The 24,006-nt window shown below is 69.3% G+C and carries 17 protein-coding genes and 1 tRNA gene; 14 read left to right on the top strand and 4 right to left on the bottom strand.

Annotation, left to right across the window (positions count from 1 at the left end):
- Positions 1 to 255: 255 nt before the first annotated feature.
- The gene (locus tag Acor_RS05850) at positions 256 to 657 is read left to right on the top strand and encodes a hypothetical protein (RefSeq protein ID WP_155335495.1); all 402 of its coding nucleotides are present in this window, start codon (positions 256 to 258) and stop codon (positions 655 to 657) included.
- Here Acor_RS05850 and Acor_RS05855 read toward each other — a convergent pair.
- The gene (locus Acor_RS05855; protein WP_246238447.1) at positions 617 to 1,876 is read right to left on the bottom strand and encodes a bis-aminopropyl spermidine synthase family protein; all 1,260 of its coding nucleotides are present in this window, start codon (positions 1,874 to 1,876) and stop codon (positions 617 to 619) included. The two genes, Acor_RS05850 and Acor_RS05855, sit on opposite strands and share 41 nt — an antisense overlap.
- Before the next feature lie 441 nt (positions 1,877 to 2,317).
- On the opposite strand from Acor_RS05855, the gene gltB reads away from it, so the two are divergent.
- The 4 genes from gltB to Acor_RS05875 all read left to right on the top strand — a co-directional run bounded on the left by gltB (position 2,318) and on the right by Acor_RS05875 (position 10,550).
- A complete protein-coding gene (gene gltB / locus Acor_RS05860; protein WP_155335497.1) occupies positions 2,318 to 6,826 on the top strand; it encodes a glutamate synthase large subunit in 4,509 nt (1,502 codons plus the stop codon).
- A gap of 12 nt (positions 6,827 to 6,838) precedes the next feature.
- On the top strand, positions 6,839 to 8,305 hold the full coding sequence (locus Acor_RS05865; RefSeq protein WP_155335498.1) for a glutamate synthase subunit beta: 1,467 nt from the start codon (positions 6,839 to 6,841) through the stop codon (positions 8,303 to 8,305).
- Between the two features lie 136 nt (positions 8,306 to 8,441).
- Entirely contained in the window at positions 8,442 to 10,100 is a 1,659-nt protein-coding gene (locus Acor_RS05870) for a S8 family peptidase (RefSeq protein WP_246238448.1), read from the top strand.
- A gap of 69 nt (positions 10,101 to 10,169) precedes the next feature.
- Positions 10,170 to 10,550 (top strand): DUF2784 domain-containing protein, encoded by a 381-nt coding sequence (locus Acor_RS05875; RefSeq protein ID WP_155335500.1) that lies wholly within the window; start codon positions 10,170 to 10,172, stop codon positions 10,548 to 10,550.
- Here the strand turns inward: Acor_RS05875 and Acor_RS05880 are convergent.
- Positions 10,517 to 11,230 carry a hypothetical protein gene (locus Acor_RS05880; protein ID WP_155335501.1) on the bottom strand — a complete coding sequence of 238 codons (714 nt, stop codon included), beginning with the start codon at positions 11,228 to 11,230 and terminating at the stop codon, positions 10,517 to 10,519. The two genes, Acor_RS05875 and Acor_RS05880, sit on opposite strands and share 34 nt — an antisense overlap.
- Before the next feature lie 244 nt (positions 11,231 to 11,474).
- Here Acor_RS05880 and pyk point away from each other — a divergent pair, with 244 nt between their 5' ends.
- Entirely contained in the window at positions 11,475 to 12,908 is a 1,434-nt protein-coding gene (pyk, locus tag Acor_RS05885; protein WP_155335502.1) for a pyruvate kinase, read from the top strand.
- Positions 12,909 to 12,958: 50 nt separating this feature from the next.
- Here pyk and Acor_RS05890 read toward each other — a convergent pair.
- Positions 12,959 to 13,031, bottom strand: a tRNA-Leu gene (locus tag Acor_RS05890).
- A 73-nt stretch (positions 13,032 to 13,104) separates the two neighbouring features.
- On the opposite strand from Acor_RS05890, the gene Acor_RS05895 reads away from it, so the two are divergent.
- The 6 genes from Acor_RS05895 to Acor_RS05920 all read left to right on the top strand — a co-directional run bounded on the left by Acor_RS05895 (position 13,105) and on the right by Acor_RS05920 (position 19,450).
- A complete protein-coding gene (locus Acor_RS05895) occupies positions 13,105 to 13,707 on the top strand; it encodes an ANTAR domain-containing response regulator (protein WP_155335503.1) in 603 nt (200 codons plus the stop codon).
- A gap of 230 nt (positions 13,708 to 13,937) precedes the next feature.
- Entirely contained in the window at positions 13,938 to 15,227 is a 1,290-nt protein-coding gene (locus tag Acor_RS05900) for an ABC transporter substrate-binding protein (RefSeq protein WP_155335504.1), read from the top strand.
- Between the two features lie 230 nt (positions 15,228 to 15,457).
- Positions 15,458 to 16,744 carry a branched-chain amino acid ABC transporter permease gene (locus Acor_RS05905; RefSeq protein ID WP_246238449.1) on the top strand — a complete coding sequence of 429 codons (1,287 nt, stop codon included), beginning with the start codon at positions 15,458 to 15,460 and terminating at the stop codon, positions 16,742 to 16,744.
- Positions 16,745 to 16,753: 9 nt separating this feature from the next.
- Positions 16,754 to 17,740, top strand: a complete 987-nt coding sequence (locus tag Acor_RS05910) for a branched-chain amino acid ABC transporter permease (RefSeq protein WP_155335506.1) — start codon at positions 16,754 to 16,756, stop codon at positions 17,738 to 17,740.
- The gene (locus Acor_RS05915) at positions 17,730 to 18,656 is read left to right on the top strand and encodes an ABC transporter ATP-binding protein (RefSeq protein WP_155335507.1); all 927 of its coding nucleotides are present in this window, start codon (positions 17,730 to 17,732) and stop codon (positions 18,654 to 18,656) included. Before Acor_RS05910 ends, Acor_RS05915 begins: the two co-directional genes overlap by 11 nt.
- Positions 18,653 to 19,450, top strand: a complete 798-nt coding sequence (locus Acor_RS05920) for an ABC transporter ATP-binding protein (RefSeq protein ID WP_155335508.1) — start codon at positions 18,653 to 18,655, stop codon at positions 19,448 to 19,450. The genes Acor_RS05915 and Acor_RS05920 overlap by 4 nt, the downstream gene beginning before the upstream one ends.
- A 240-nt stretch (positions 19,451 to 19,690) precedes the next feature.
- Here the strand turns inward: Acor_RS05920 and Acor_RS05925 are convergent, their stop codons facing one another.
- The gene (locus tag Acor_RS05925; RefSeq protein WP_155335543.1) at positions 19,691 to 20,074 is read right to left on the bottom strand and encodes a PaaI family thioesterase; all 384 of its coding nucleotides are present in this window, start codon (positions 20,072 to 20,074) and stop codon (positions 19,691 to 19,693) included.
- Between the two features lie 75 nt (positions 20,075 to 20,149).
- Here Acor_RS05925 and polA point away from each other — a divergent pair, with 75 nt between their 5' ends.
- Positions 20,150 to 22,831 carry a DNA polymerase I gene (polA, locus tag Acor_RS05930; RefSeq protein WP_155335509.1) on the top strand — a complete coding sequence of 894 codons (2,682 nt, stop codon included), beginning with the start codon at positions 20,150 to 20,152 and terminating at the stop codon, positions 22,829 to 22,831.
- A 65-nt stretch (positions 22,832 to 22,896) separates the two neighbouring features.
- Positions 22,897 to 23,970, top strand: a complete 1,074-nt coding sequence (locus Acor_RS05935; protein WP_155335510.1) for a polysaccharide deacetylase family protein — start codon at positions 22,897 to 22,899, stop codon at positions 23,968 to 23,970.
- Positions 23,971 to 24,006 lie beyond the last annotated feature (36 nt).

The raw sequence follows: 24,006 nt of genomic DNA on the forward strand, positions 1-24,006 counted from the left end.
CACGTCCCCCGCCGGAGGCGTGATGGGGAATCGCCCGGAGCTTGTCGGAGGGCTTAAGTAGGATCGGGCCTCATGCGGTGGGTGGTAGTGGTGGTGGTCGGGGCGGTTCTTGGGGCGGGGTGTTCGGGGCCTCCTGAGGGGGCTCGGCCGAAGGTGTTCCGGGGGGAGGTGTCTTCGGCTATTTATGAGCCGATCGCGAGCCGGAATGTCGATGCGGAGCCTCTTACTCCTGGGGAAGTTTTTCCCAAGGATTTGGTGAGTTTTGGGGCGGCGCAGATGAAGCGTGGGGTGCCGGTGGTTTCGGGGAACTGCGCGGAGGCGGTGTGGGGGAGCGCGCCGCTGGCGGGGTGTAGCCAGGTGGTGCGGGCGGTGTTCAGCGAGGATGGCGTTTCGGGGCAGTTCGCGATCTTCAACATGGCGGATTCGGCGGCGGCGGGGTTGCTGGTGAAGGCGTTCGAGAAGGGCGCGTTTCTCAAGGTCATGCCGGGGCAGCCCGCTGTCGACGGCGGGTCGGCGCAGGTCAGGGCGCTGGGGCATTTCGTCGTGGTGAGCTGGGTGGCCCCGGTGGGGGACGAGCGCCCGGATCTCACCGAGCCGCTGCTCGCGCTGGACTCGGTCAGCCAGTTCGTCCAGGGGCGTCTTCTGGCGGCGGAGTAGTCAGGGTGTCCTCGCAACTGTGCACGAGGGACGCCAGGCGATGCGCGGGGAGCTCCAGAGCGGTGGCATCGGCCCAGCCGGGAACGAGAGCGCGGGCCTGCCTCTTGGTGAGGCCCTTCGCCGAGACGAGGGCTTCGCGCCAGGAGTTGGCGACCTTGCCGTGCGCGTTGTCGAGGACGCGGCGCGCGATCCGGGCGGACTCATGGCCGGGGAGCGCACGCCGTACCGCATCGAGGACAGTCCCGTCGACGGTGAGGTCGTAGACGGGGGAGAGCAGGTCCAGAGCCGGCAGATCGGGCGCACCCGCGAGCAGCACGCGAACATGCCGGGCCCGGCTGGCGAGGAGCACCCGCGGCAGGACGGCCTCCAGACCGGCCGGCACGGCGACCGCCACCCGCTCAGGATCAGCGGCATACGGCTTGGCCAGCCAGGTCGACAACCGGACCCGGGGCAGCTTGGGCAGCAGCTCACGCGGCCACTCCCCGACCAGCAGCCCCGGCCCGAACTCCTCGATCCCGCCAAGCCCCGGCAAAGCTTCGCTGCCCTTCGCCTCCACCGACTGCGGCCCCTGCGTGTAGATCGCGGTCGCCAGCTTGTCCACCCGCGACGCCACCGACGGCCACGTCTTCGTCGTCGGCCGCAACACATAGAGATCGGCCGCGCTCCCAATCGCCTCCGCCCCGTGATACCGATTGAAGTCCGGAAATATCGCCTCAGTCAGCAGATTGAGATCCGAAAGCGCGCTCTGCACCTTCAACGCCAGCATCGGCGTCCGCTCAGAAGCCCCATACGCCAGCAGAATCCGCCCCTGCTCCCGATCCCGCAGCCCCTCCGCCGCCCGCGCCACGAACAGTCCGACCCCCTCCGGCGTATACGGCGGATCGGTCACCGCCAGATCCGCCCACCCCCGCACCGACGGCGGCAACCCCAGCCGCAGATCCGCCCAGAAAGCCCGGACCCCCAGCCCCTGCCCGTCCAGATACTCCAGGATCCGCTCGTCGACATCGGCCACCGCCACCTCGGCCTCCGGATGGATCATCCGCACCGCCAGCGAGGTCAGATCGTGATCTCCGACACACAGCACCCGCGCTCCCGGCAGCCAGAACCGCTCCCCGAGCAGCAGCGCCCGCCGCACCACCGTGTCCGCCGTGGCGGCCACATGGTCGAGCGTGTGCCGCCCCCGGGGCGCCTTGGCGATCAGCTCCGCGATTCGGGCCACCGTATCCCCATATATGTCCATAAGGTGAGACACGGGGTCCGAAATATTGGATTCAGTGCCAGTGTTGTAGTGTTTAGCCTGATCAGCTGGGATTCGGACGCGTTCGCCGTGATGCTCAAGGGGGAGCTCACGCAGCAGCGCCTCGATCGTCCGCCGCGACGTGGCGGTCTCCCGGACCAGATCGGCGAGTGTCCACCAGCGCCCATCCGCGAGGAGGGCGACCGCCCTACGGAGCCGCCTGCCATCAACCCCGGCTTGTGCGAACAGCTCGTCGATAGCCATAACTGAAACCCTATCGGCGCATCGCCCCCCTGACGTTTTCCACGAATGCCCAGGCGGGACGACTGCCACAGGGTGGGGTAATCTCTACACACCACAACTGCAGCAGGGCCAGCGTCGTCCCTCTGTCTCCACGCAGAAGATGACGACGGGAGTGATTACATGCCTGCTGCCCGCCTTGGCCGTCCTGGGGGCTTTCCCGAGCCTCAGGGCCTTTACGACCCTGCGAACGAGCACGACGCCTGTGGCGTCGCGATGGTTGCCGACGTCAACGGCCGCCGCAGCTACGACATCGTCGCGAAGGCTCTGACCGCGCTGATCAACCTCGATCACCGGGGTGCGCGGGGGAGCGAACCGGAGACCGGAGACGGCGCCGGCATCCTGACCCAGATCCCGGACGCGCTCTACCGCGCCGTGACCCCGTTCGCCCTGCCGGAAGCAGGGGCGTACGCGGCCGGGATCGCCTTCCTCCCGCACGACGGGGAGGCCCGCGCGGTCGCCGTGCGCATGATCGAGGAGATCGCGGCCGAGGAGAACGTGACCGTGCTCGGCTGGCGCGAGGTCCCGGTGGACACCACGCACGCCGGCCCGAGCGCCCGCGCCGTGATGCCCTCCTTCCGCCAGCTGTTCGTCTCCGCCGGCGACCTGACCGGCATCGAGCTGGACCGGGCCGCGTTCGCGTTCCGCAAGCGGGCCGAGCACGAGGTGGACGTCTACTTCGCCTCGCTGTCCAGCCGCACCGTCGTCTACAAGGGCATGCTGACCCCGCAGCAGGTCGAGCCGTTCTTCCCCGACCTGTCCGACGACCGGTACGTGACCGCGATCGCGCTGGTGCACTCCCGGTTCTCCACCAACACCTTCCCGTCCTGGCCGCTGTCCCACCCGTACCGGTACATCGCGCACAACGGTGAGATCAACACCGTCAAGGGCAACCGCAACTGGATGCGGGCCAGGGAGGCCATGCTGGGCACCGGGCTCATCCCCGGCGACCTGGAGCGGCTGTTCCCGATCTGCGACCCGGACGCCTCCGACACCGCCTCCTTCGACGAGACGCTGGAGCTGCTGCACCTGGGCGGCCGGTCGCTGCCGCACGCGGTGCTGATGATGATCCCGGAGGCGTGGGAGAACCACACCGAGATGGACCCGGCGCGGCGCGCCTTCTACGAGTTCCACTCCACCCTGATGGAGGCCTGGGACGGCCCCGCCTCGATCTCCTTCTCCGACGGCACCCTGGTCGGCGCGGTCCTGGACCGCAACGGCCTGCGCCCCGGCCGGTTCTACGTGACCGACGACGGCCTGGTCGTGCTCGCCTCCGAGGCGGGCGTGCTCTCCGACATCGAGCCGGAGCGGGTGATCCGCAAGGGCCGGCTGCAGCCCGGCAAGATGTTCCTGGTCGACACCGCGCGCGGCCGGATCATCGAGGACGACGAGATCAAGGCCGAGCTGGCCGCCGCCGAGCCGTACGGGGAGTGGCTGCACGCCGGTCTGGTCCGCTTCGAGGAGCTGCCCGAGCGCGAGCACGAGCACCCCACCCACGAGGCGCTGGTCAAGCGGCAGCAGACCTTCGGCTACACCGAGGAGGAGCTGCGGATCATCCTCACCCCGATGGCGGTGACCGGTGGCGAGCCGCTCGGCTCGATGGGCACCGACTCGCCCGTCGCGGTGCTGAGCGAGAAGCCGCGCCTCCTGTTCGACTACTTCAGCCAGCTGTTCGCCCAGGTCACCAACCCGCCGCTGGACGCGATCCGGGAGGAGCTGGTCACCTCCCTGCAGTCCACGATCGGTCCTGAGGGCAACCTGCTGGACCCGGGGGCCGCGTCCTGCCGCCGCCTGGTGCTGCCGTACCCGGTGATCGACAACGACGAGCTGGCCAAGATCGTCCACATCAACGACGAGGGCGCGCTGCCCGGCTTCCAGCCGTACGTGGTCTCCGGCCTGTTCCACGTCGGCGGCGGCGGGGACGCGCTGCTGCGGCGGCTGCGGGAGATCCGCGAGGAGGTCTCCCGGGCCATCGCGGACGGGGCCAGGATCATCGTCCTGTCCGACCGCGGCTCCTCCGCGGAGAAGGCGCCGATCCCGGCGCTGCTGCTCACCGGCGCGGTCCACCACCACCTGATCAGGGAGAAGTCCCGGACCAGGGTCGGCCTGGTGATCGAGACCGGTGAGGCCCGCGAGTGCCACCACATGGCCCTCCTGGTCGGGTACGGCGCCAGCGCCATCAACCCCTACCTGGCCATCGAGACCGTCGAGGACATGACCGCCACCGGCATGCTCTCGATCGACCCGCGCAAGGCCGTCCGCAACCTGATCAAGGCGTACGGCAAGGGCGTGCTCAAGGTCATGTCCAAGATGGGCGTCTCCACCGTGGCGTCCTACACCGGCGCGCAGATCTTCGAAGCCCTCGGCCTCGGCCCTGACGTGATCGGCGAGTGCTTCACCGGCACCACCTCCCGTCTCGGCGGCGTCGGCTTCGACGTGCTGGCCGAGGAAGCCCAGCAGCGCCACCTCAAGGCGTACCCGAGGGCGGAGAACGCGCACCGGCGGCTGGAGGTCGGCGGCGAGTACCAGTGGCGGCGCGAGGGCGAGCCGCACCTGTTCAACCCGACCACGGTCTTCAAGCTGCAGCACGCCACCAGGACCAAGCGCTACGAGGTCTTCAAGGAGTACACCTCCCTGGTCGACGGCCAGTCCGAGACCCTGATGACGCTGCGCGGCCTGTTCCGGCTCCGCCCGGGCACGCCCGTCCCGCTGGACGAGGTCGAGTCCGTGGAGAGCATCGTCCGCCGCTTCTCCACCGGCGCCATGTCCTACGGCTCCATCTCGATGGAGGCGCACGAGACGCTGGCCATCGCGATGAACCGGCTGGGCGCCAAGTCCAACACCGGCGAGGGCGGCGAGGACCCGGAGCGGCTGCACGACCCGGCCCGCCGGTCGGCGATCAAGCAGGTGGCCTCCGGCCGGTTCGGCGTGACCAGCGAGTACCTGGTCAACGCGGACGACCTGCAGATCAAGATGGCGCAGGGCGCCAAGCCCGGCGAGGGCGGCCAGCTGCCCGGCCACAAGGTCTACCCGTGGATCGCCAAGACCCGGCACTCCACCCCGGGCGTCGGCCTCATCTCGCCGCCGCCGCACCACGACATCTACTCGATCGAGGACCTGGCCCAGCTCATCCACGACCTGAAGAACTCCAACCCGCTGGCCAGGGTGCACGTCAAGCTGGTCTCCGAGGTCGGCGTCGGCACGGTCGCGGCGGGCGTCTCCAAGGCGCACGCCGACGTGGTGCTGATCTCCGGCCACGACGGCGGCACCGGCGCCTCCCCGCTCACCTCGCTCAAGCACGCGGGCGCGCCCTGGGAGCTCGGCCTGGCCGAGACCCAGCAGACGCTGCTCCTGAACGGCCTGCGGGACCGGATCGTGGTGCAGGCCGACGGCCAGCTCAAGACCGGCAGGGACGTCATCGTCGCCGCCCTGCTGGGCGCCGAGGAGTACGGCTTCGCCACCGCCCCGCTGGTCGTCTCCGGCTGCGTCATGATGCGCGTCTGCCACCTGGACACCTGCCCGGTCGGCGTGGCCACCCAGAACCCGGAGCTGCGCAAGCGCTTCACCGGCAAGCCCGAGTTCGTGGTCAACTTCTTCGAGTTCATCGCCGAGGAGGTCCGCGAGTACCTGGCCCAGCTGGGCTACCGGTCGCTGGACGAGATCATCGGCCACGCCGAACTGCTCGACACCGAGGCGGCCGTGGACCACTGGAAGGCGGCCGGGCTCGACCTGAGCCCGATCCTCTACCAGCCGGAACTCCCGGCGGGCACGGCGCTGCACCAGATCGTCCCGCAGGACCACGGCCTGGAGCGCGCGCTGGACAACACGCTGATCCAGCTGGCCGAGGGCGCGCTGGAGTTCGGCGAGCGGGTCACCCTGGAACTCCCGATCCGGAACGTGAACCGGACCGTGGGCACCATGCTCGGCCACCACGTCACCCGCCGCTGGGGCGGGGCGGGGCTGCCGGACAACACCATCGACGTGTCCTTCACCGGCTCGGCCGGGAACTCCTTCGGCGCGTTCCTGCCGCGCGGCATCACCCTGCGGCTCACCGGCGACGCCAACGACTACCTGGGCAAGGGCCTGTCCGGCGGCCGGATCGCGGTCCGCCCGGCCAACGACCTGGACGGGCACATCGTCTCCGGCAACGTCGGCCTCTACGGCGCGACCTCCGGCGAGGCGTTCATCCGCGGCGTGGTCGGCGAACGGTTCTGCGTGCGCAACTCCGGCGCCACCGCGGTGGTGGAGGGCGTCGGCGACCACGGCTGCGAGTACATGACCGGCGGCCGGGCGGTGGTGCTCGGGCCGACCGGGCGCAACTTCGCGGCCGGCATGTCGGGCGGCGTGGCGTACGTGCTGGATCTCAACCCGGTCCGGGTGAACCGGGAGATGGTGGAGATCGAGGCGCTCACCGAGGAGGACTCGGAGTTCCTCAGGGAGACCGTGGAAAAGCACCTGGCCGAGACCGGTTCGCCGGTGGCCAAGGCGCTGCTCACCGACTGGGACGCCGCGCTGGCCAGGTTCGGCAAGATCATGCCCATCGACTACAAGCGGGTGCTGCGCGCCCGCGCCGCGGCCGAAGCCGAGGGCCGGGACATCGACGAGGCCGTCATGGCCGCTTCGCACGGATGAGGGGGGACACCGATGGCTGACCCGAAGGGTTTTCTGACGCACGGCCGCGAGCTGCCGGGCCGTCGCCCGGTGGACGTCCGGATCCGCGACTGGCGGGAGGTCTACGACGACTTCCCGGCCGAGAAGCTGACCAAGCAGGCCGCCCGCTGCATGGACTGCGGCATCCCGTTCTGTCACAACGGCTGCCCGCTCGGGAACCTGATCCCGGAGTGGAACGACCTGGTCTACCGGGACGACTGGCGGGAGGCGATCGAGCGGCTGCACGCCACCAACAACTTCCCCGAGTTCACCGGCCGGCTCTGCCCGGCGCCGTGTGAGATGGCCTGCGTGCTGGGCATCAACGCCGACCCGGTCGCGATCAAGCGGGTCGAGGTCGAGATCATCGACCGGGCCTTCGCCGAGGGCTGGGTGACCCCGCAGCCGCCGCTGGCCAAGACCGGCAAGAAGGTGGCCGTGGTCGGTTCCGGCCCCGCCGGGCTGGCCGCCGCCCAGCAGCTGACCAGGGCCGGGCACGACGTGGTCGTGTTCGAGCGCGCCGACGCCATCGGCGGCCTGCTCAGGTACGGCATCCCCGAGTTCAAGATGGAGAAGCGCAACATCGACCGCAGGATCGAGCAGATGGCGGCAGAGGGCACCGAGTTCAGGACCGGCGTCAACGTCGGCGTGGACATCACGGCCGCCCAGCTGCGCGCCGAGTTCGACGCGATCGTGCTGGCCGGCGGCGCCACCGCGTGGCGCGACCTGCCGGTGCCCGGCCGGGACGCCGAGGGCGTCTACCAGGCGATGGAGTTCCTGCCGCCCGCCAACAAGGGCTTCGGCGACTCCAGCATTTCGGCGCGGGGCAAGCACGTCGTGGTGATCGGCGGCGGCGACACCGGCGCCGACTGCATCGGCACCGCGATCAGGCAGGGCGCCGCCTCCATCACCCAGCTGGAGATCATGCCCAGGCCGCCGGAGGACCGCCCCGGCTCCCAGCCGTGGCCGACCTTCCCGATGCTGTTCAAGATGGAGAGCGCCCACGAGGAGCTCGCCGAACTGGGCGGCGACCGGGTGTACGCGGTGTCCACCACCGAGTTCGTCAAGGACGCCGACGGCAGGCTGGCCGCGCTGCGGCTGGTCGAGGTGGAGGGCCCCGCCGCCGGGTTCAAGCCGGTGCCCGGCACCGAGCGGGAGATCCCGGCCCAGCTGGTGACCCTGGCGATGGGCTTCCTCGGCCCGGACAAGGGCGGCCTGCTGTCCGAGCTGGCCGATCTGTCGGCCGGGGAGTTCTTCGACCCGCGCGGGAACGTGGCGCGCAACAAGTCCTACCAGACCGGGGTGGACGGGGTGTTCGCCGCCGGGGACATGGGGCGCGGGCAGTCCCTGATCGTCTGGGCGATCGCGGAGGGCCGCTCGGCCGCCGCGGCCGTGGACGAGTACCTGACCGGCCAGACCGCCCTGCCGGTCGCGATCCCGCCGACCGCCCGCCCGCTCGTCTGATATTTCTCCGAAAACTACGGCGTTCCGCCTTATAGCGGGACGCCGTATGTTTTTTTGCACATATCGTAAATGTGCTTATCGGCTTGCAATTGCCCCTTATGGGAAGAAGGATCTTAGTCCTGTACGAGGAGGATTGTTGAGCAAGCAGCGGCGGGCGGCCCTCATTCTGGCGCTCGGAGTATCAGCGGCACTGCTGGGCACGGCCTGCGCTGGCGTCAGGACCACCGGGACCACGGCCGCGCCGTCGGCGCCCGCCGGGGAGTACCTCGTGTTCTACCGCCCCGGCGGCCAGGCCGAGGCCGCACGGGCGGTCACCGCCACCGGCGGCACGGTCAGGAGCGTGGAGTCCCGGCTCGGCTACCTGCTCGCCAGCACCGCCGAACCCGCCCGCGTGGGCGCCAGCCCGGCCGTCGCCGCGATCGCCAGGGACCGCAAGATCGGCGCGACCACCCGGGCCCGCTGGACCGGCGCGCCCGAACGGCAGGTCACGCCCGCCGCCGGCCCGAGAGCCGCCGTCGCCGGCGAGCCCCTCGCCCCCCGCCAGTGGGACATGCGGATGATCGGCGCCACCCCCACCGGGTCGTACGCCAGGCAGCGCGGCAGCCACCAGGTCCTGGTCGGCGTGATCGACACCGGCATCGACGGCAGGCACCCCGACATCGCGCCCAACTTCAACCGCAAGCTCAGCCGCAACTTCGTCACCGACCGGCCGAAGGACCCCAACGGCAAGACCCTCGACGGCCCGTGCGAGTACCTGGGCTGCAAGGACCCCGCCGACGTGGACGACGAGGGCCACGGCACGCACGTGGCCAGCACCATCGGCTCCCCGCTGAACGGCATCGGCATCGGCGGCGTCGCCCCCGGCGTCTCCCTGGTCAACCTGCGGGCCGGCCACGACTCGGGCTACTTCTTCCTCAAGCCCACCATGGACGCCCTCACCTACGCGGGCGACCACGGCATCGACGTGGTCAACATGTCGTTCTACGTCGACCCGTGGATGTTCAACTGCCCCGCCAACCCAGGCGACAGCCCGGCCGAGCAGCAGGAGCAGCGCGGCATCCTGGAGGGCATGAAGCGGGCCCTGGACTACGCCCGCTCGCACGGGGTCACACTGGTCTCCGCGATCGGCAACGGCGCCACCGACCTGGGCAGCCCGGCCGGCGACACCACCAGCCCCGACTACCCGCTCGGCGCCGAACGCGACCGCAAGGTCGACAACTCCTGCCTGAACGTGCCCGCCGAGATGGACGGCGTCATCTCGGTCACCTCGCTCGGCCCGAGCGGGCGCAAGGCCTCCTACTCCGACTACGGCGTCGAGCAGGCCGACGTGTCCGCCCCCGGCGGCGACCTCGACGACAAGGGCACCCGGCTGAAGGGCGTGACCCGGGAGATCCTGGCCGCCGCCCCCGCCAGGACGCTGCGCGCCCAGGGCCTGCTGGACAAGGCCGGCCGGCCGCGCGGCCCCGCCGCCGTGCGGTCGTGCGCGCGCGGCACCTGCTCGTACTACCAGTACCTGGAGGGCACCTCGATGGCGGCCCCGCATGTGACCGGTGTCGTCGCGCTGCTGGTCGCGCGGTTCGGCAAGCCGGGCAAGGGCGGGCTGGCCCTGGACCCGGCCACGGCCGAGCGCCTGCTGTACGCCTCCGCGCCGGACAAGGGCTGCCCGGCGCCGCGGGCGTACAAGTATTCGGCGAGCGTCGTGCAGCTCTGCGAGGGCGACCGGGGCCGGAACGGCTTCTACGGGCGCGGCGTGGTCAGCGCGTACCGGGCGGTCACGCTACCCAAGGACGCCTGAGCACTCCGCCCGGCCGAGCTGAGTAGCCGGGCGGATCCCGCCGGGGCCCGCCAGGCATAGCGTGGAAGCATGATTTACCAGGCGATCTGGGAAGTCACGATGGTCGTGCACTTCATCGTCATTCTGTACATCGCCCTGGGCGGCTACCTGGCCTGGCGCCGGCCGAAGCTGATCTGGCCGCACCTGGGCTTCGCCGCCTGGGGGGTGGTCCAGCTCACCGGCTGGGTCGAGTGCCCGCTCACCGCGCTGGAGAACTGGGGCCGCGCCCACGCGGGGGCGCGCGGCCTCGCCCCGGGCGGCTTCATCGACACCTACATCGAAGGCGTCGTCTACCCGGCCGACTACGTCTGGCTGGTCCGCTGGATCGTCATCGCGGCCATCGCGATCTCCTGGGCCGGTGTCGTACTGCGCCGCGCTCAGCGCGGCAGGTCGCACACGTCCACCGCGTAGTCCAGGAACTTCAGCTGCACCGCCTCCGGCGGCACCACGGTCATGTTGTACGACTCCCCGCCCGGCGTGGCCGTGCCCCGCACCGTGAACAGATACGCCTGCTTGCTCTCCGCGAACGCGTGCGGATCACACCGGGTCGGGGTGATCAGCACCGGGATCTCCAGGCTCGCCCCGGTGAGCACGTCCACCGGCTTCCGCTTCCCCGACACCGGTTCCAGCCGGTAGTGCGTGGTCCCCACCAGGTCGTCCACGCTCACCGGCCCCGAGCCGCGCCTGCGGGTCACCAGGAGCGCGCCGCGCAGGCGGTCGCCGTCGCGGGTCCAGGCCGTCCCGAACGCCACGTCCACCGTCTGGGCCAGGATGAACGCGGCGCATTCGGTGCGCACCAGCTGGGCCAGCAGCGGGTCGGTGGCGGGGATCGGGAACCTGACCTCGCGGGCCGGCTCGTCTCCGACCCGCAGCTTCGCCACCACCACGGCGGGCTTCGGTGCCGGGATCGTGGTCGGGTCACAGCGGGCGGGGCCGTACGGGATGGGCAGATCGGTCCGCGGCGTGCGGCCCAGCGGCATGTCCACCCGGCGCGGCGGCATCGTCTGGAAGGACTCCGTCTGGAGCTGCAACTCCTCGAAGAAGAGCGGGACCGTCCCGGTGTTGGCGACCGCCACCTGGAGGCGGTGCACCGGCACATCGGAACGCCACTGCTGCAACGAGACCGAAACGCCGGTTGGGGGCCCGGTTGATTCGGTAGCCTGTGCACCGCACGCGATGACGCTCATCAGCGTCGAGACGGCAGCTAACCTCCAGATACGCCCCATAGCGGGTAAGGCTAGGACACCTAAGCGATCGCGTGAAGTCACTGACAATTAGGCCACAGCAATGGAAGCCGTCACTATCAAGTGGTCTGGACCAATTAGGCTAGGACTCGTGAGTCGTCGAGCTAAGATCGTTTGTACCCTCGGTCCCGCCACCTCCTCTCCGGAGCGCCTCCGCGAACTGATCGCGGCGGGCATGGACGTGGCGCGATTCAACCTCTCCCACGGCAGTCATGAACTGCACCAGGAGGTACTCGACCGGGTGCGTGAAGCGGCCGCCGACTGCGGCCGCGCCGTCGGCGTACTCGCCGACCTGCAGGGCCCCAAGATCCGCGTCGGCAAGTTCGCCTCCGGTCCGGTCCGGCTGGGCGTCGGCGACGTGCTGACCATCACCACCGAGGACGTCCCCGGCGATCGCGACATCGTCTCCACGACGTACAAGGGCCTGCCCGGAGACGTCAAGCCAGGGGACACCATCCTGGTCGACGACGGCCGCCTCAACCTGGAGGTGCTCGCCGTCGAAGGGCCGCGGGTCACCACCCGGGTGGTGGTCGGCGGCATGATCTCCGACAACAAGGGCCTCAACCTGCCCGGCGTCGCGGTCAGCGCCCCGGCGCTCACCGAGAAGGACGAGGAGGACCTGCGCTGGGCCCTCCGCACCGGCTTCGACATGATCGCCCTGTCGTTCGTGCGCTCCGCCGAGGACGCCATGATCGTGCACAAGATCATGGACGAGGAGGGGGTCCGGCTGCCGCTGCTCGCCAAGGTGGAGAAGCCGCAGGCGGTGGACTGCCTGGAGGAGATCATCGACGCCTTCGACGGCGTCATGGTCGCCCGCGGCGACCTCGGCGTGGAGCTGCCGCTGGAGCAGGTGCCGATCGTGCAGCGCCGGATCATCGAGCTGTGCCGGGAGAAGGCGCACCCGGTGATCGTGGCCACCCAGATGCTCGACTCCATGATGAGCGCCCCCCGCCCGACCCGGGCCGAGGCCTCGGACGTGGCGTACGCGGTGATGGACGGCGCGGACGCGGTGATGCTCTCCGGCGAGACCTCGGTCGGCAGCTATCCGATCGACTCGGTGGTCACCATGGCGAAGATCGCCACGGCCGCCGAGGGCGCCACCCTGCACGCCACCCACAACCTGGACCGCCGCCCCGAGACCACCGGCGGCGCCATCGCCCGCGCGGCGGCCGAGGTCGGCGCCATCGTGGGCGCGAAGGCCCTGGTGGCCTTCACCATGTCCGGCGAGACCGCGCGCCGGCTGGCCCGCTACCGCTCGCCGATCCCGCTGATCGCCTTCACCTCGAACCCGCAGATCCGCGGCCAGCTGGCGCTGACCTGGGGGGTGCAGACCTTCCAGGTGCCGTTCGTGCACCACACCGACGACATGGTCCGTCAGGTGGAGGCCTCGCTGCTCGCCCTCGGCGAGTTCGAAAAGGGTGACAAGATCGTTATCGTGGCCGGCTCCCCGCCCGGGAACCCCGGCTCCACCAACGCCCTCCGGGTGCACACCATCGGCTCCGCGGTGGCCCACCCGCAGGCCTGAGCCCGCAGACGCGAACGGCCCGCCAGGCATCGCCCGGCGGGCCGTTTCCGTGCCCTGAGTGGGATTCGAACCCACACTAGATGGTGTTTGAGACCATTTCCTCTGCCGTTGGGATATCAGGGCAGATCACCGTCCGGGATCTTGTGCCGTACCGGCCCCCGGGCGTGTTCCTAATGTAGCGGACGTCGGTAACCTCTTGTGCGTGACTGGAACGCAGCGGCGAGTGGTGATCGCGGAAGATGAGGCACTGATCCGCCTCGACCTGAAGGAGATGCTGGAAGAGGATGGCTACGCGGTCGTCGGTGAGGCCGGCGACGGTGAGACGGCCGTGAAGCTCGCCACCGAGCTCCGGCCCGACCTGGTCATCCTGGATGTGAAGATGCCCGTGCTGGACGGGATCTCGGCCGCCGAGCAGATCGTCTCCGAGCGGATCGCGCCGTGCCTGATCCTGACCGCGTTCTCCCAGCGCGACCTGGTCGAGCGGGCCAGGGACGCGGGCGCGATGGCCTACCTGGTGAAGCCGTTCACCAAGGCCGATCTGGTCCCCGCGATCGAGATGGCGGTCAGCAGGCACGAGGAGCTGGCGGCGCTGGAGAAGGAGGTCACCACCCTCTCCGAGCGGCTGGAGACCCGGAAACTGGTCGAGCGGGCGAAGGGCCTGCTGATGACCCAGCACGGCTGGACCGAGCCGCAGGCGTTCCGGTGGATCCAGAAGGCCTCCATGGACCAGCGGCTGAGCATGCGTCAGGTCGCCCAGATCGTGGTGACGGAAGCCGGTGGGCGTAACCCGGAGTCATGAGCAGGGCCCACACGGTGAAACGTCGGGTTCCGCGGCTAATGTTAGCGGTGTTCGGGGTCATTCCAGGTCAACGGCTTGGGCAGGCAAGGTTGAGGACTTATTACGACTCGGCATCCAAGTGCCGTCAGTTCTGATGCATTCCTGGTCAGACGCATGGGGGTTATGTACGTTTCCACCATTCGATCGGACCCGCGTCTGCGTGGTCCGGGCATGGATGAAGGAGACACTTCATGATCCGCATTGCCCCCTTTGGGCGCGTGCTGGCGGTCGCCGCGGCGGCCAGTCTCGCGCTCACGGCCTGTGGTGGCGGCGAGGAAACCGCTTCGCCGGCGTCTTCCGCGCCTGCGGCACCGGCTTCCTCCGCGCCCGCCGCAGCTGCTGGCGATGGCGTGCTCACCGTTGGTGCCCTGCTGCCGCAGACCGGTGACCTGGCCTTCCTTGGCCCGCCGGAGTTCGCGGGCGTGAAGCTGGCGGTCAAGGAGATCAACGAGGCCGGTGGCGTCCTCGGCAAGCCGGTGGTGGAGATCGACACCGACTCTGGCGACACCAAGACCGACATTGCGTCCCAGTCGGTGGACAAACTGCTGCAGCAGAACACCGACGTGGTGATCGGCGCGGCCTCGTCCGGTGTGTCCAAGACGGTCATCGACAAGATCACGAACGCCGGCGTGGTGCACTTCTCCCCGGCGAACACCTCACCTGAGTTCACGACTTATGCGGACAAGGGTCTTTATTTCCGGACCGCTCCTTCTGACGTGCTCCAGGGCCGGGTCCTCGGCGACCTCATCGTCCAGGACGGCAGCGACACCGTGGCCATCCTGAACCGCCAGGACTCCTACGGCAACGGCCTGGCCGACGAGGTCGAGAAGTCGGTCAGCGGCGGCGGTGGCGAGATCGTGGTCAAGACCGCGTACGACCCGGCCGCCGCGGACTTCTCCGCGGACGTCGCGAAGATCAAGGAGGCCAACCCCAAGGCCATCGCCCTGATCGCGTTCAACGAGACCACGAAGATCATTCCTGAGCTCAAGAAGCAGGGTCTGGGCCCGGACAAGGTCAAGATCTACTTCGTCGACGGCAACCTCGCCGACTACTCCAAGGACTTCCCGAAGGGAACCCTGGAAGGCATCAAGGGCACGCTGCCCGGCGCCAAGGCCCCCGACGACTTCCGCCAGAAGCTGCTCTCCGTCGACCCGGCGCTGACGGACTGGAGCTACGCTCCCGAGTCCTACGACGCCACGGTCCTGTCGGCGCTGGCCGCCGAGGCCGCCAAGTCCGACGCCGGCACCGCGGTCGCCAGCAAGCTGATCGACGTCAGCAAGGGCGGCGAGAAGTGCACCGACTTCGCCGCCTGCCTCGCCCTGCTCAAGGAGGGCAAGGACATCGACTACGACGGCCTGAGCGGCCCGGTCGAGTTCAGCGACGCCGGTGACCCGTCCGAGGCCACCATCGGCATCTACCAGTACGACGCCGAGAACAAGTACGCCAACATCACCTACCTGTCCGGCAAGGTCGCCGGCTAGTCCCACCGCTCGGCTCACACAGCCGTGAAGAGCCCTGGTCGCAAGGCCGGGGCTCTTCGTTTGGGAGGGCCGGAAGCACACAGAACGCTCTGGTCACCGATTGGTGACGAACGGTCCATAATCGGACTCCAGAGAATATGCTCCGGCCACAACGGTGCAGACTTCTTGCAATATCGCGTGTTCGGGCTGGCTGGGCACAACCCGGCCATGACCTAAGTGAGGGAACAGCTTTGCGCAGAGCCGTGATCGCTTTCACGGCCTTCCTGGGTGCGCTCTTCATCCTGCTCGCCTCTCCCGCCTGGGCGGAAGGGGAGTCGCTGAGGGGCACACTCCAAAACCAAGGCCAGCCGGTGAACGGCGTGAAAATCAGCGTGACCTCCGGGGACGGCCAACCCGTCGGTGAGGCCACGTCGGGCGCCGACGGCAAATGGGAAGTCCAAGTCCCCGCCGCGGGCAGTTACAAGGTCACCCTGGATCAGGCGACCCTCCCCGCCGGGACGGTGCTCAAGTTCAAGGACCGCGCGACGCTGAGCGTGCAGGTGTTCGAAGGCAACTACCGGAACGTCCTGTTCGCCCTGGCCAGCGGAGACGCCGCCGGGGTCGCGACACCGCCGGACGGCGGCGGCAGCAGCGCCTTCTGGACCCGGGTGGCACAGCTCGCCTTCGAAGGCCTCAGCCTCGGGCTGATCATCGCCCTGGGCGCGCTGGGCATCTCACTGATCTTCGGCACCACCGGCCTCACCAACTTCGCCCACGGCGAGCTGCTCACGGTCGGCGCGTTCATCGCGTTCGTCCTCAACTCGACCTTCGGCCTGCACCTGCTGATCGCGACACCGCTGGCGGTGATCGTCGCGGCCGGGTTCGGGTACGGGCAGGAACGCTTCTTCTGGGGCCCGCTGCGCAACCGCAAGACCGGCCTGGTGTCGATGATGATCATCTCCATCGGCGTGGCCATGTTCCTGCGCTACCTGCTGCTCTTCCTGTTCGGCGGCGAGAACGTCCCGTACGAGCAGTACGTCGCCCAGGACGGCATCAAGCTCGGGCCCGTCTTCACCACGCCCAAGAGCCTGATCGCGATGGGCATCGAGATCGCCGTCCTGATCGCCGTCGGCCTGGCCCTCACCTTCACCCGGCTGGGCAAGGCCACCCGGGCGGTGTCCGACAACCCCGCGCTGGCCGCCTCCTCCGGCATCAACGTGGACCGGATCATCCGGATCGTCTGGGCCATGGGCACCGCGGTCGCGGGCCTGGCCGGGATCATGCTCGGCACCACCCAGATCCTCAACTTCCAGATGGGCCAGCAGGTGCTGCTGCTGATGTTCGCCGGGGTGACCCTGGGCGGCCTCGGCACCGCCTTCGGCGCCCTGGTCGGCTCGCTCGTGGTGGGCATGTTCGTGCAGATCTCCACGATCTGGATCCCCCCGGAGCTCAAGACCGTCGGCGCCCTCGCCGTGCTCATCCTCGTGCTCCTTGTCAGGCCGCAAGGCATTCTCGGCCGCCGCGAGCGGATCGGTTAGGTCGAAGTCATGGACTGGACTCTCATCTTCTCCCGCGCCGTCGAGGCCGGGATCGGCACAGAAGCCGTCATCTACGCGCTCGCCGCGATCGGCCTGAACATCCACTTCGGCTACACCGGGCTGCTCAACTTCGGCCAGGCGGGCTTCCTGGCCGTCGGCGCGTACGGCGTCGCGACCACCGTGGCCACCCTCGGGCTGCCCTTCTGGCTGGGCATCGTGATCGGGCTGGCGGCCGCCGTCCTGTTCGCGCTCCTGCTGGGCATCCCGACGCTGCGCCTGCGCGCCGACTACCTGGCCATCGTCACCATCGCGGCGGCCGAGATCGTCCGCCTGGTGGTCCGCTCGGTGGCGCTGCAGGGCACCTTCGGCGGCACCGACGGCCTGGAAGCGTTCTCCGACGACTTCTACGGGATGAACATCTACTCCCCGGGGCAGTACGGGATCGGCCCGATCGCCTTCGACCACCGCACACTGTGGGTGCTCACCGTCGGGTGGATCCTGGTGGCCGCCGCCTGCGCGGTCGTCTACCTGGTCATGAAGAGCCCCTGGGGCCGGGTGCTGAAGGCCATCAGGGAGGACGAGGACGCGGTGCGCAGCCTCGGCAAGAACGTCTTCTCGTACAAGATGCAGGCCCTGGTCTTCGGCGGCGTCATCGGCTCGCTGGCCGGGTTCCTGTTCGCGCTCAGCCGGGCCGCCACCCAGCCCGACCTGTTCAGCACCGAGCTGACCTTCTTCGCCTACACCGTGCTCATCCTCGGCGGCGCCGCCCGGGTGTTCGGCCCGGTGCTCGGCGCGGTGATCTTCTGGTGCCTGCTGATCCTGGTCAAGACGGGCATGGAAGAGGCCGTCAACCACCAGGTGATCACCTTCATCACGGTGAACCAGGTGGGCTCGATCAACTACATGCTGGTCGGCCTCGGCCTGGTACTCCTGCTGATCTACCGCCCGCAGGGCATCCTCGGCGACAAGAGAGAGATCGCGCTCGATGCACGCTGACACTGTGAACCGCAAGGCGGAGGCGCTCGCCGCGCTCGCGAGCGTGCCCTCGGAACCCGGCGCGCCCAAGCCCGACCCCATCCTCGTGGTCGACAACGTGGTGCGGCGCTTCGGCGGCCTGACCGCCGTCGAGGTCGAGCACGTGGAGATCCAGCGCGGTTCCATCACCGCGCTGATCGGGCCCAACGGCGCCGGCAAGACCACGTTCTTCAACCAGCTCACCGGTTTCGACACCGCCGACTCCGGCGCCTGGACGTTCAACGGCAAGCCGATGAACGGCGTCTCGGCGCACCAGGTCGCCCGCCGGGGCATGGTCAGGACCTTCCAGCTCACCAAGGCGCTGTCCAAGCTGACGGTGATGGAGAACATGCGGCTCGGGGCGCAGAAGCAGCGCGGGGAGAACTTCTTCCGCGCCCTCTTCTCCGGCCTCTGGCAGCCCCAGGAGGACGAGATCACCGTCCGGGCCGAGGAACTCCTCGAACGCTTCAAGCTCGGCGCCAAGCGCGACGACTTCGCCGGCTCGCTCTCCGGCGGCCAGCGCAAGCTGCTGGAGATGGCCAGGGCGCTCATGGTCGGCCCCGAGCTCGTCATGCTGGACGAGCCCATGGCGGGCGTCAACCCGGCCCTCACCCAGTCCCTGCTCGGCCACGTGAAGGACCTGCGCGAGCAGGGCATGACCGTGCTGTTCGTCGAGCACGACATGGACATGGTCCGCGACATCAGCGACTGGGTCATCGTGATGGCCCAGGGCACGGTCATCGCCGAGGGCCCGCCCGACACGATCATGGCCGACGCCCGGGTGATCGACGCCTATCTGGGCGCCCACCACGACGCCCCGCTGACCACGGCCGAGGCCGAGGAGCAGCTGCACCAGGCCGAGGCGGAGCTAGAGGCGGAAATTGAGGAGAAGGCATGAGCAGCGAAGACCCCGCCGGGCAGGAGTCCACCGCCGCGGTCGTCGACCGCTCGGAGCATCTGGCGGGCGCGGAAGAGGCCGTGCTCAGAGCCGATGAGCTCTTCGCCGGGTACGTCCCGGGGGTCAACATCCTCAACGGCTGCGACCTGTACGTCGGCAAGGGCGAACTGATCGGCATCATCGGCCCCAACGGCGCCGGCAAGTCGACCCTGCTGAAGTCCCTGTTCGGCCTGGTCAACGTGCGCAGCGGCGCGGTCACCCTGAACGGCGAGGACATCACCGGCCTGAAGGCCCACTCGCTGGTGGCCCGCGGCGTCGGCTACGTCCCGCAGACCAACAACGTCTTCCCGAGCCTCACCATCGAGGAGAACCTCGAAATGGGCGCCTTCCAGACGCCCAAGAAGTTCAGGGAGCGGTTCGACTTCGTCTGCGAGATCTTCCCCGCGCTGCGGGAGCGGCGCAAGCAGCGGGCCGGATCGCTGTCCGGCGGCGAACGGCAGATGGTCGCGATGGGGCGGGCGCTGATGACCGAGCCGTCCGTGCTGCTGCTGGACGAGCCGTCGGCCGGGCTGTCGCCCAAACTGCAGGACCTGGTGTTCATCCAGGCCCAGCAGATCAACCAGGCCGGGGTCACGGTGATCATGGTGGAGCAGAACGCGCGGCGCTGCCTGCAGATCTGTCATCGCGGCTACGTCCTGGACCAGGGGCGCAACGCCTACATGGCGAAGGGCAGCGAACTGATCAACGACCCGAAGGTCATCGAGCTGTACCTGGGCACACTCGCCCGGGCCTGATCCTCGGGAGGGCGCCCCGGTTGCCGGAAGTTCGCAACCGGGGCGCTTCTCTACTTTCCGGCCTGCGGTTTACCGGGAATGAGCCCGTGGTTGACCTTTGGGACCATGCGGCGCTTCCCCGGCGCGGCACGTTGTCTACTCGGTCATCCACGGGCTCTGGGAGAGACACGCTAGCGACCCGTGGGGCTCGCGTGCAAAGAGAGACGCATTTTGGCCGTCCCCATTTCCGGCCGGTCCTGCTCAGGAGGCGTCGCGCAGCATGCAGGTGAGGCGCGAGGTGCAGACGCGGCGGTCCTGGTCGTCGGTGATGACGATCTCGTAGGTGGCGATGGTGCGGCCGCCGTGCAGCTGGGTGGCGACGCCGGTGACGTGGCCGGTGGTGGCCGAGCGGTGGTGGGTGGCGCTGATCTCGATGCCGACCGCGATCCGCCCGGCGCCCGCGTGCATGGCCGCGGCGGTGGAGCCGATCGTCTCGGCCAGCACCACCGAGGCGCCCCCGTGCAGCAGCCCGTACGGCTGGGTGTTGCCCTGGACGGGCATCCTGGCCACCACCCGGTGCGCGGTCGCCTCAATGAACTCGATGCCCATCCGCTCGGGCAGGTGCCCGTTCCCCGCCTCGTTCATCAGTGCCACGAGCTCTTGGGTCAAGGCTCTTCCTTCCAGAGGTTTTCTGTCGTAGGGGCAGACTAGGCTGCGGGTGTGCCGAAGAACGAAGCCACCCCCACCCGTCCCCGCCTCCTGCTCCTCGACGGGCACTCGCTGGCCTACCGGGCGTTCTACGCGCTGAAGGACGCCAACCTGATGACGACCGACGGCCAGCACACCGAGGCGGTGTATGGCTTCACGTCCATGCTGACGAACATCCTGCGCGACGAGGCGCCGACGCACGTGGTGGTCTGCTTCGACCGCAGCGAGCCCACGTTCCGGCACGAGGCGTTCGCGAACTACAAGGCCAACAGGTCGGCCACTCCCGAGAACTTCGTCGGCCAGATCCAGCTCATCTTCGAGCTGCTCGACGCGCTGCGCATCCCGCACCTGTCGCTGGCGGGCTTCGAGGCCGACGACCTGATCGCCACGCTGGCCACCCAGGCCACCGAGGAGGGCATGGACGTCCTCATCGTCACCGGCGACCGGGACGCGCTCCAGCTGGTCAACGAGCGGGTCACCGTGCTGATGACCCGCCGCGGCATCAGCGACATGACCCGCTTCACCCCCGAGGCCGTGCAGGAGAAATACGGGCTGAGCCCCGTTCAGTATCCCGACTTCGCGGCGCTGCGCGGCGACCCCAGCGACAACCTGCCCAGCATCCCCGGCGTGGGCGAGAAGACCGCGATCAAGTGGATCCTCGACTTCGGCTCGCTGGACGAGCTGGTCCGCCGGGCCGACGAGGTCAAGGGCAAGGTCGGCGGCATGCTCAGGGAGCACCTGGGCCAGGTGATCCACAACCGGATGCTGACCGAGCTCAAACGCGACGTGGTCCTGGACGTGCGCCCCACCGAGCTGACCATGGGCCAGTGGGACCGCGAGAAGATCAACGAACTGCTCGACTCGCTGCAGATCCGCGGCGAGCTGCGCGAGCGCCTGTTCAAGACCCTCGGCACCGCCGAACCCGAGATCGAGGGCGCGGTCGAGGTCCAGGTCACCTCCCTCGCCCCCGGCGAGGTCGCCGCCTGGCTGAGCGCCCTCCCCGAGGGCCGCGCCGGCCTCGCCTTCCGTGGGGTCTACGGGAGCGGCACCGGCCGCCTGGACGGCATCGCGATCGCCTCCCCGGACGACTCGGCCGCCTACCTCGACCCCACCCAGCTCACCCCCGAGGACGAGAAGGCCCTCAGCGCCTGGCTGGCCGACGACACCAGGCCCAAGACCGTGCACGACGCCAAGGGCCCGCTGCTGGCCCTGTGGGCGCACGGGCTCGATCTGCGCGGCCTCACCTGCGACACCGCGCTGGCCGCCTACCTGGCGCTGCCCGGCCAGCGCAGCTTCCCGCTGGACGACCTGGTGCTGCGCTACCTGCACCGCGAGCTGAAGGCCGAGAGCGACGGCAACGGCCAGACCAGCCTGTTCGAGGAGGACGACACCGCCGCCAAGGAGCTGGGCACCCGCGCGCTGGCCGTCCGCGACCTGGCCATCGCGCTGGAGAGCTTCCTGTCCGAGCGCGGCGGCACCCGCCTGGTGACAGAGGTGGAACTGCCCCTGGTCCGGGTGCTGGCCGAGGTGGAGCGGGCCGGCATCGCCGCCGACCGGCAGTACTTCGCGGCCCTGGAGGCCGAGTTCGCCGCCGCCGTCAAGCAGGCCACCGAGGCCGCGCACGACTCGGTGGGGGAGCAGTTCAACCTGGGCTCGCCCAAGCAGCTCCAGGAGATCCTGTTCGTCAAGCTCAACCTGCCGAAGACGGGCAAGACCAAGACCGGCTACACCACCGACGCGGACGCCCTGGTCTGGCTGGCCGGCCAGACCGAGCACGAGCTGCCGACGATCATGCTCAGGCACCGGGACCAGCAGAAGCTGCGCACCACGGTGGAGGGCCTGATCAAGGAGATCGGCGACGAAGGCCGCATCCACACCACGTTCAACCAGATCGTGGCCGCCACCGGGCGGCTGTCCAGCGAGAAGCCCAACCTGCAGAACATCCCGATCAGGACCGCGGAGGGACGCCGGATCCGGAAGGGCTTCGTGGTCGGCGCGGGCTTCGAGACGCTGCTCACGGCCGACTACAGCCAGATCGAGCTGCGCATCATGGCCGACATGTCCGGCGACGCGTCGCTGATCGAGGCGTTCGAGTCCGGCCACGACTTCCACCTGGCCACCGCCGCCAAGGTCTTCGACGTCGCCCCTGAGGCCGTCACCGGCGAGATGCGCGCCAAGATCAAGGCGATGAACTACGGCCTCGCGTATGGGTTGTCCGATTTCGGGTTGTCCGGTCAGCTGAACATCCCGGTGGCCGAGGCGCGCGAGCTCAAGAACGGCTACTTCGAGGAGTTCGGCGGCGTCCGCGACTACCTGGAGGCCATCGTCGCCCAGGCCCGCAAGGACGGCTACACCGAGACCATCCTCGGCCGCCGCCGCTACCTGCCCGACCTGACCAGCGACAACCGCCAGCGCCGCGAGATGGCCGAGCGGATGGCGCTGAACGCCCCGATCCAGGGGTCGGCCGCCGACATCATCAAGGTCGCGATGCTGAACGTGCAGCGGGCCATCGAGGGCATGCGCTCCCGGATGCTGCTCCAGGTCCACGATGAACTCGTGTTCGAGGTCGCGCCGGGCGAGCTGGACTCGCTCCGCGAGGTCGTGGTGGCGCGGATGCGCGAGGCCTACCAGCTGCGGGTGCCGCTGGACGTCTCGGTCGGGGTGGGCACCACCTGGGAGGACGCCGGCCACTGACCGCGGGATCGCCGGTGGGATGGGGCGGATCGATACCGCGCGGCGCGGCCGGGCGCTAGGGTCGGATGACTGTGCGCAAGCTTGCTGGGGTGACGGCCGTCGCCAACGTAATCGTTGTGGCGGCCGGGCTGGTCGCCCTCGCGGTGCTGCCTTCGGCGGACGGGCAGGGGGCGGCCCGGAGCAAGGTCTCCGCGCCGCCGCTATTACCCGCGCCGACCTTGCCCGCGCCGGTTCCCGCGACCGTCGAGTCGGCCAGGAAAGCGCGGGCCAACGAGCTCGGCAAGGTGCCGGTGCTGATGTACCACCGAATCCAGAAGAAACATTTGGCGTCCATTGACCGGTCTCCGGCGCAGCTCAGGAGCGAGCTGGAGAAACTCGCCACCCGCGGGTTCGTGCCGGTCACCGCGGCCGAGTTCGTGTCCGGCGCGATCGACATCCCGGCGGGCGCGCATCCGGTGGTGCTGACCTTCGACGACGGCAACCCCACCCATTTCGCGCTGGACGCGGCCGGCCTGCCGAAGAAGGACACCGCGGTCGGGATCATCTTCGAGATGGCCGCCAAGCACCCGGCCTTCCGGCCGGTGGCCACCTTCTGGGTCAACCGGGAACCGTTCGGGCTGACCGGCGAGGCGGAGCAGGCGGCGGCGGTGCGCTGGCTGGTGGAGCACGGCTTCGAGGTGGCCAACCACTCCTACGGGCATCCCGACCTGCGGCGGCTGACGGCCAAGAAGGTCAAGGAGCAGATCGCCCGGCAGGAGCGGCTGCTGGCCAGGCTCGGCGCGCCCGCGTCGACCACCTTCGCGCTGCCGTTCGGGTCGCAGCCGGTGAAGCGGAGCGTGGCGATGGAGGGGAGCTGGGACGGGACGTCGTACCAGTTCGATGGGGTCTTCCTGGCCGGGGCGGAGCCGTCGGTGTCGCCGTTCCACCAGGATTTCGATCGGCGGGCGATCCAGCGGATCCAGTCCAACGGGACGGCGGGGGACTGCCGGAAGTGGTGCTCGACGTACTGGCTGGAGTGGTTCAGGAAGCATCCCGATGAGCTCTACACCGCCGACGGAGATCCCGCCAGCATCTCCCTTCCGAAACAACTCCGTGGTGAGATAGGTTCAAAGCGGTCTAAAAAGGTCATCGAGTACTAAGGGACTCTTGGGGCCCTCCGATTGACCAGAACCGTC

This window comes from Acrocarpospora corrugata, from assembly GCF_009687845.1.
Classification (GTDB): Bacteria; Actinomycetota; Actinomycetes; order Streptosporangiales; family Streptosporangiaceae; genus Acrocarpospora; species Acrocarpospora corrugata.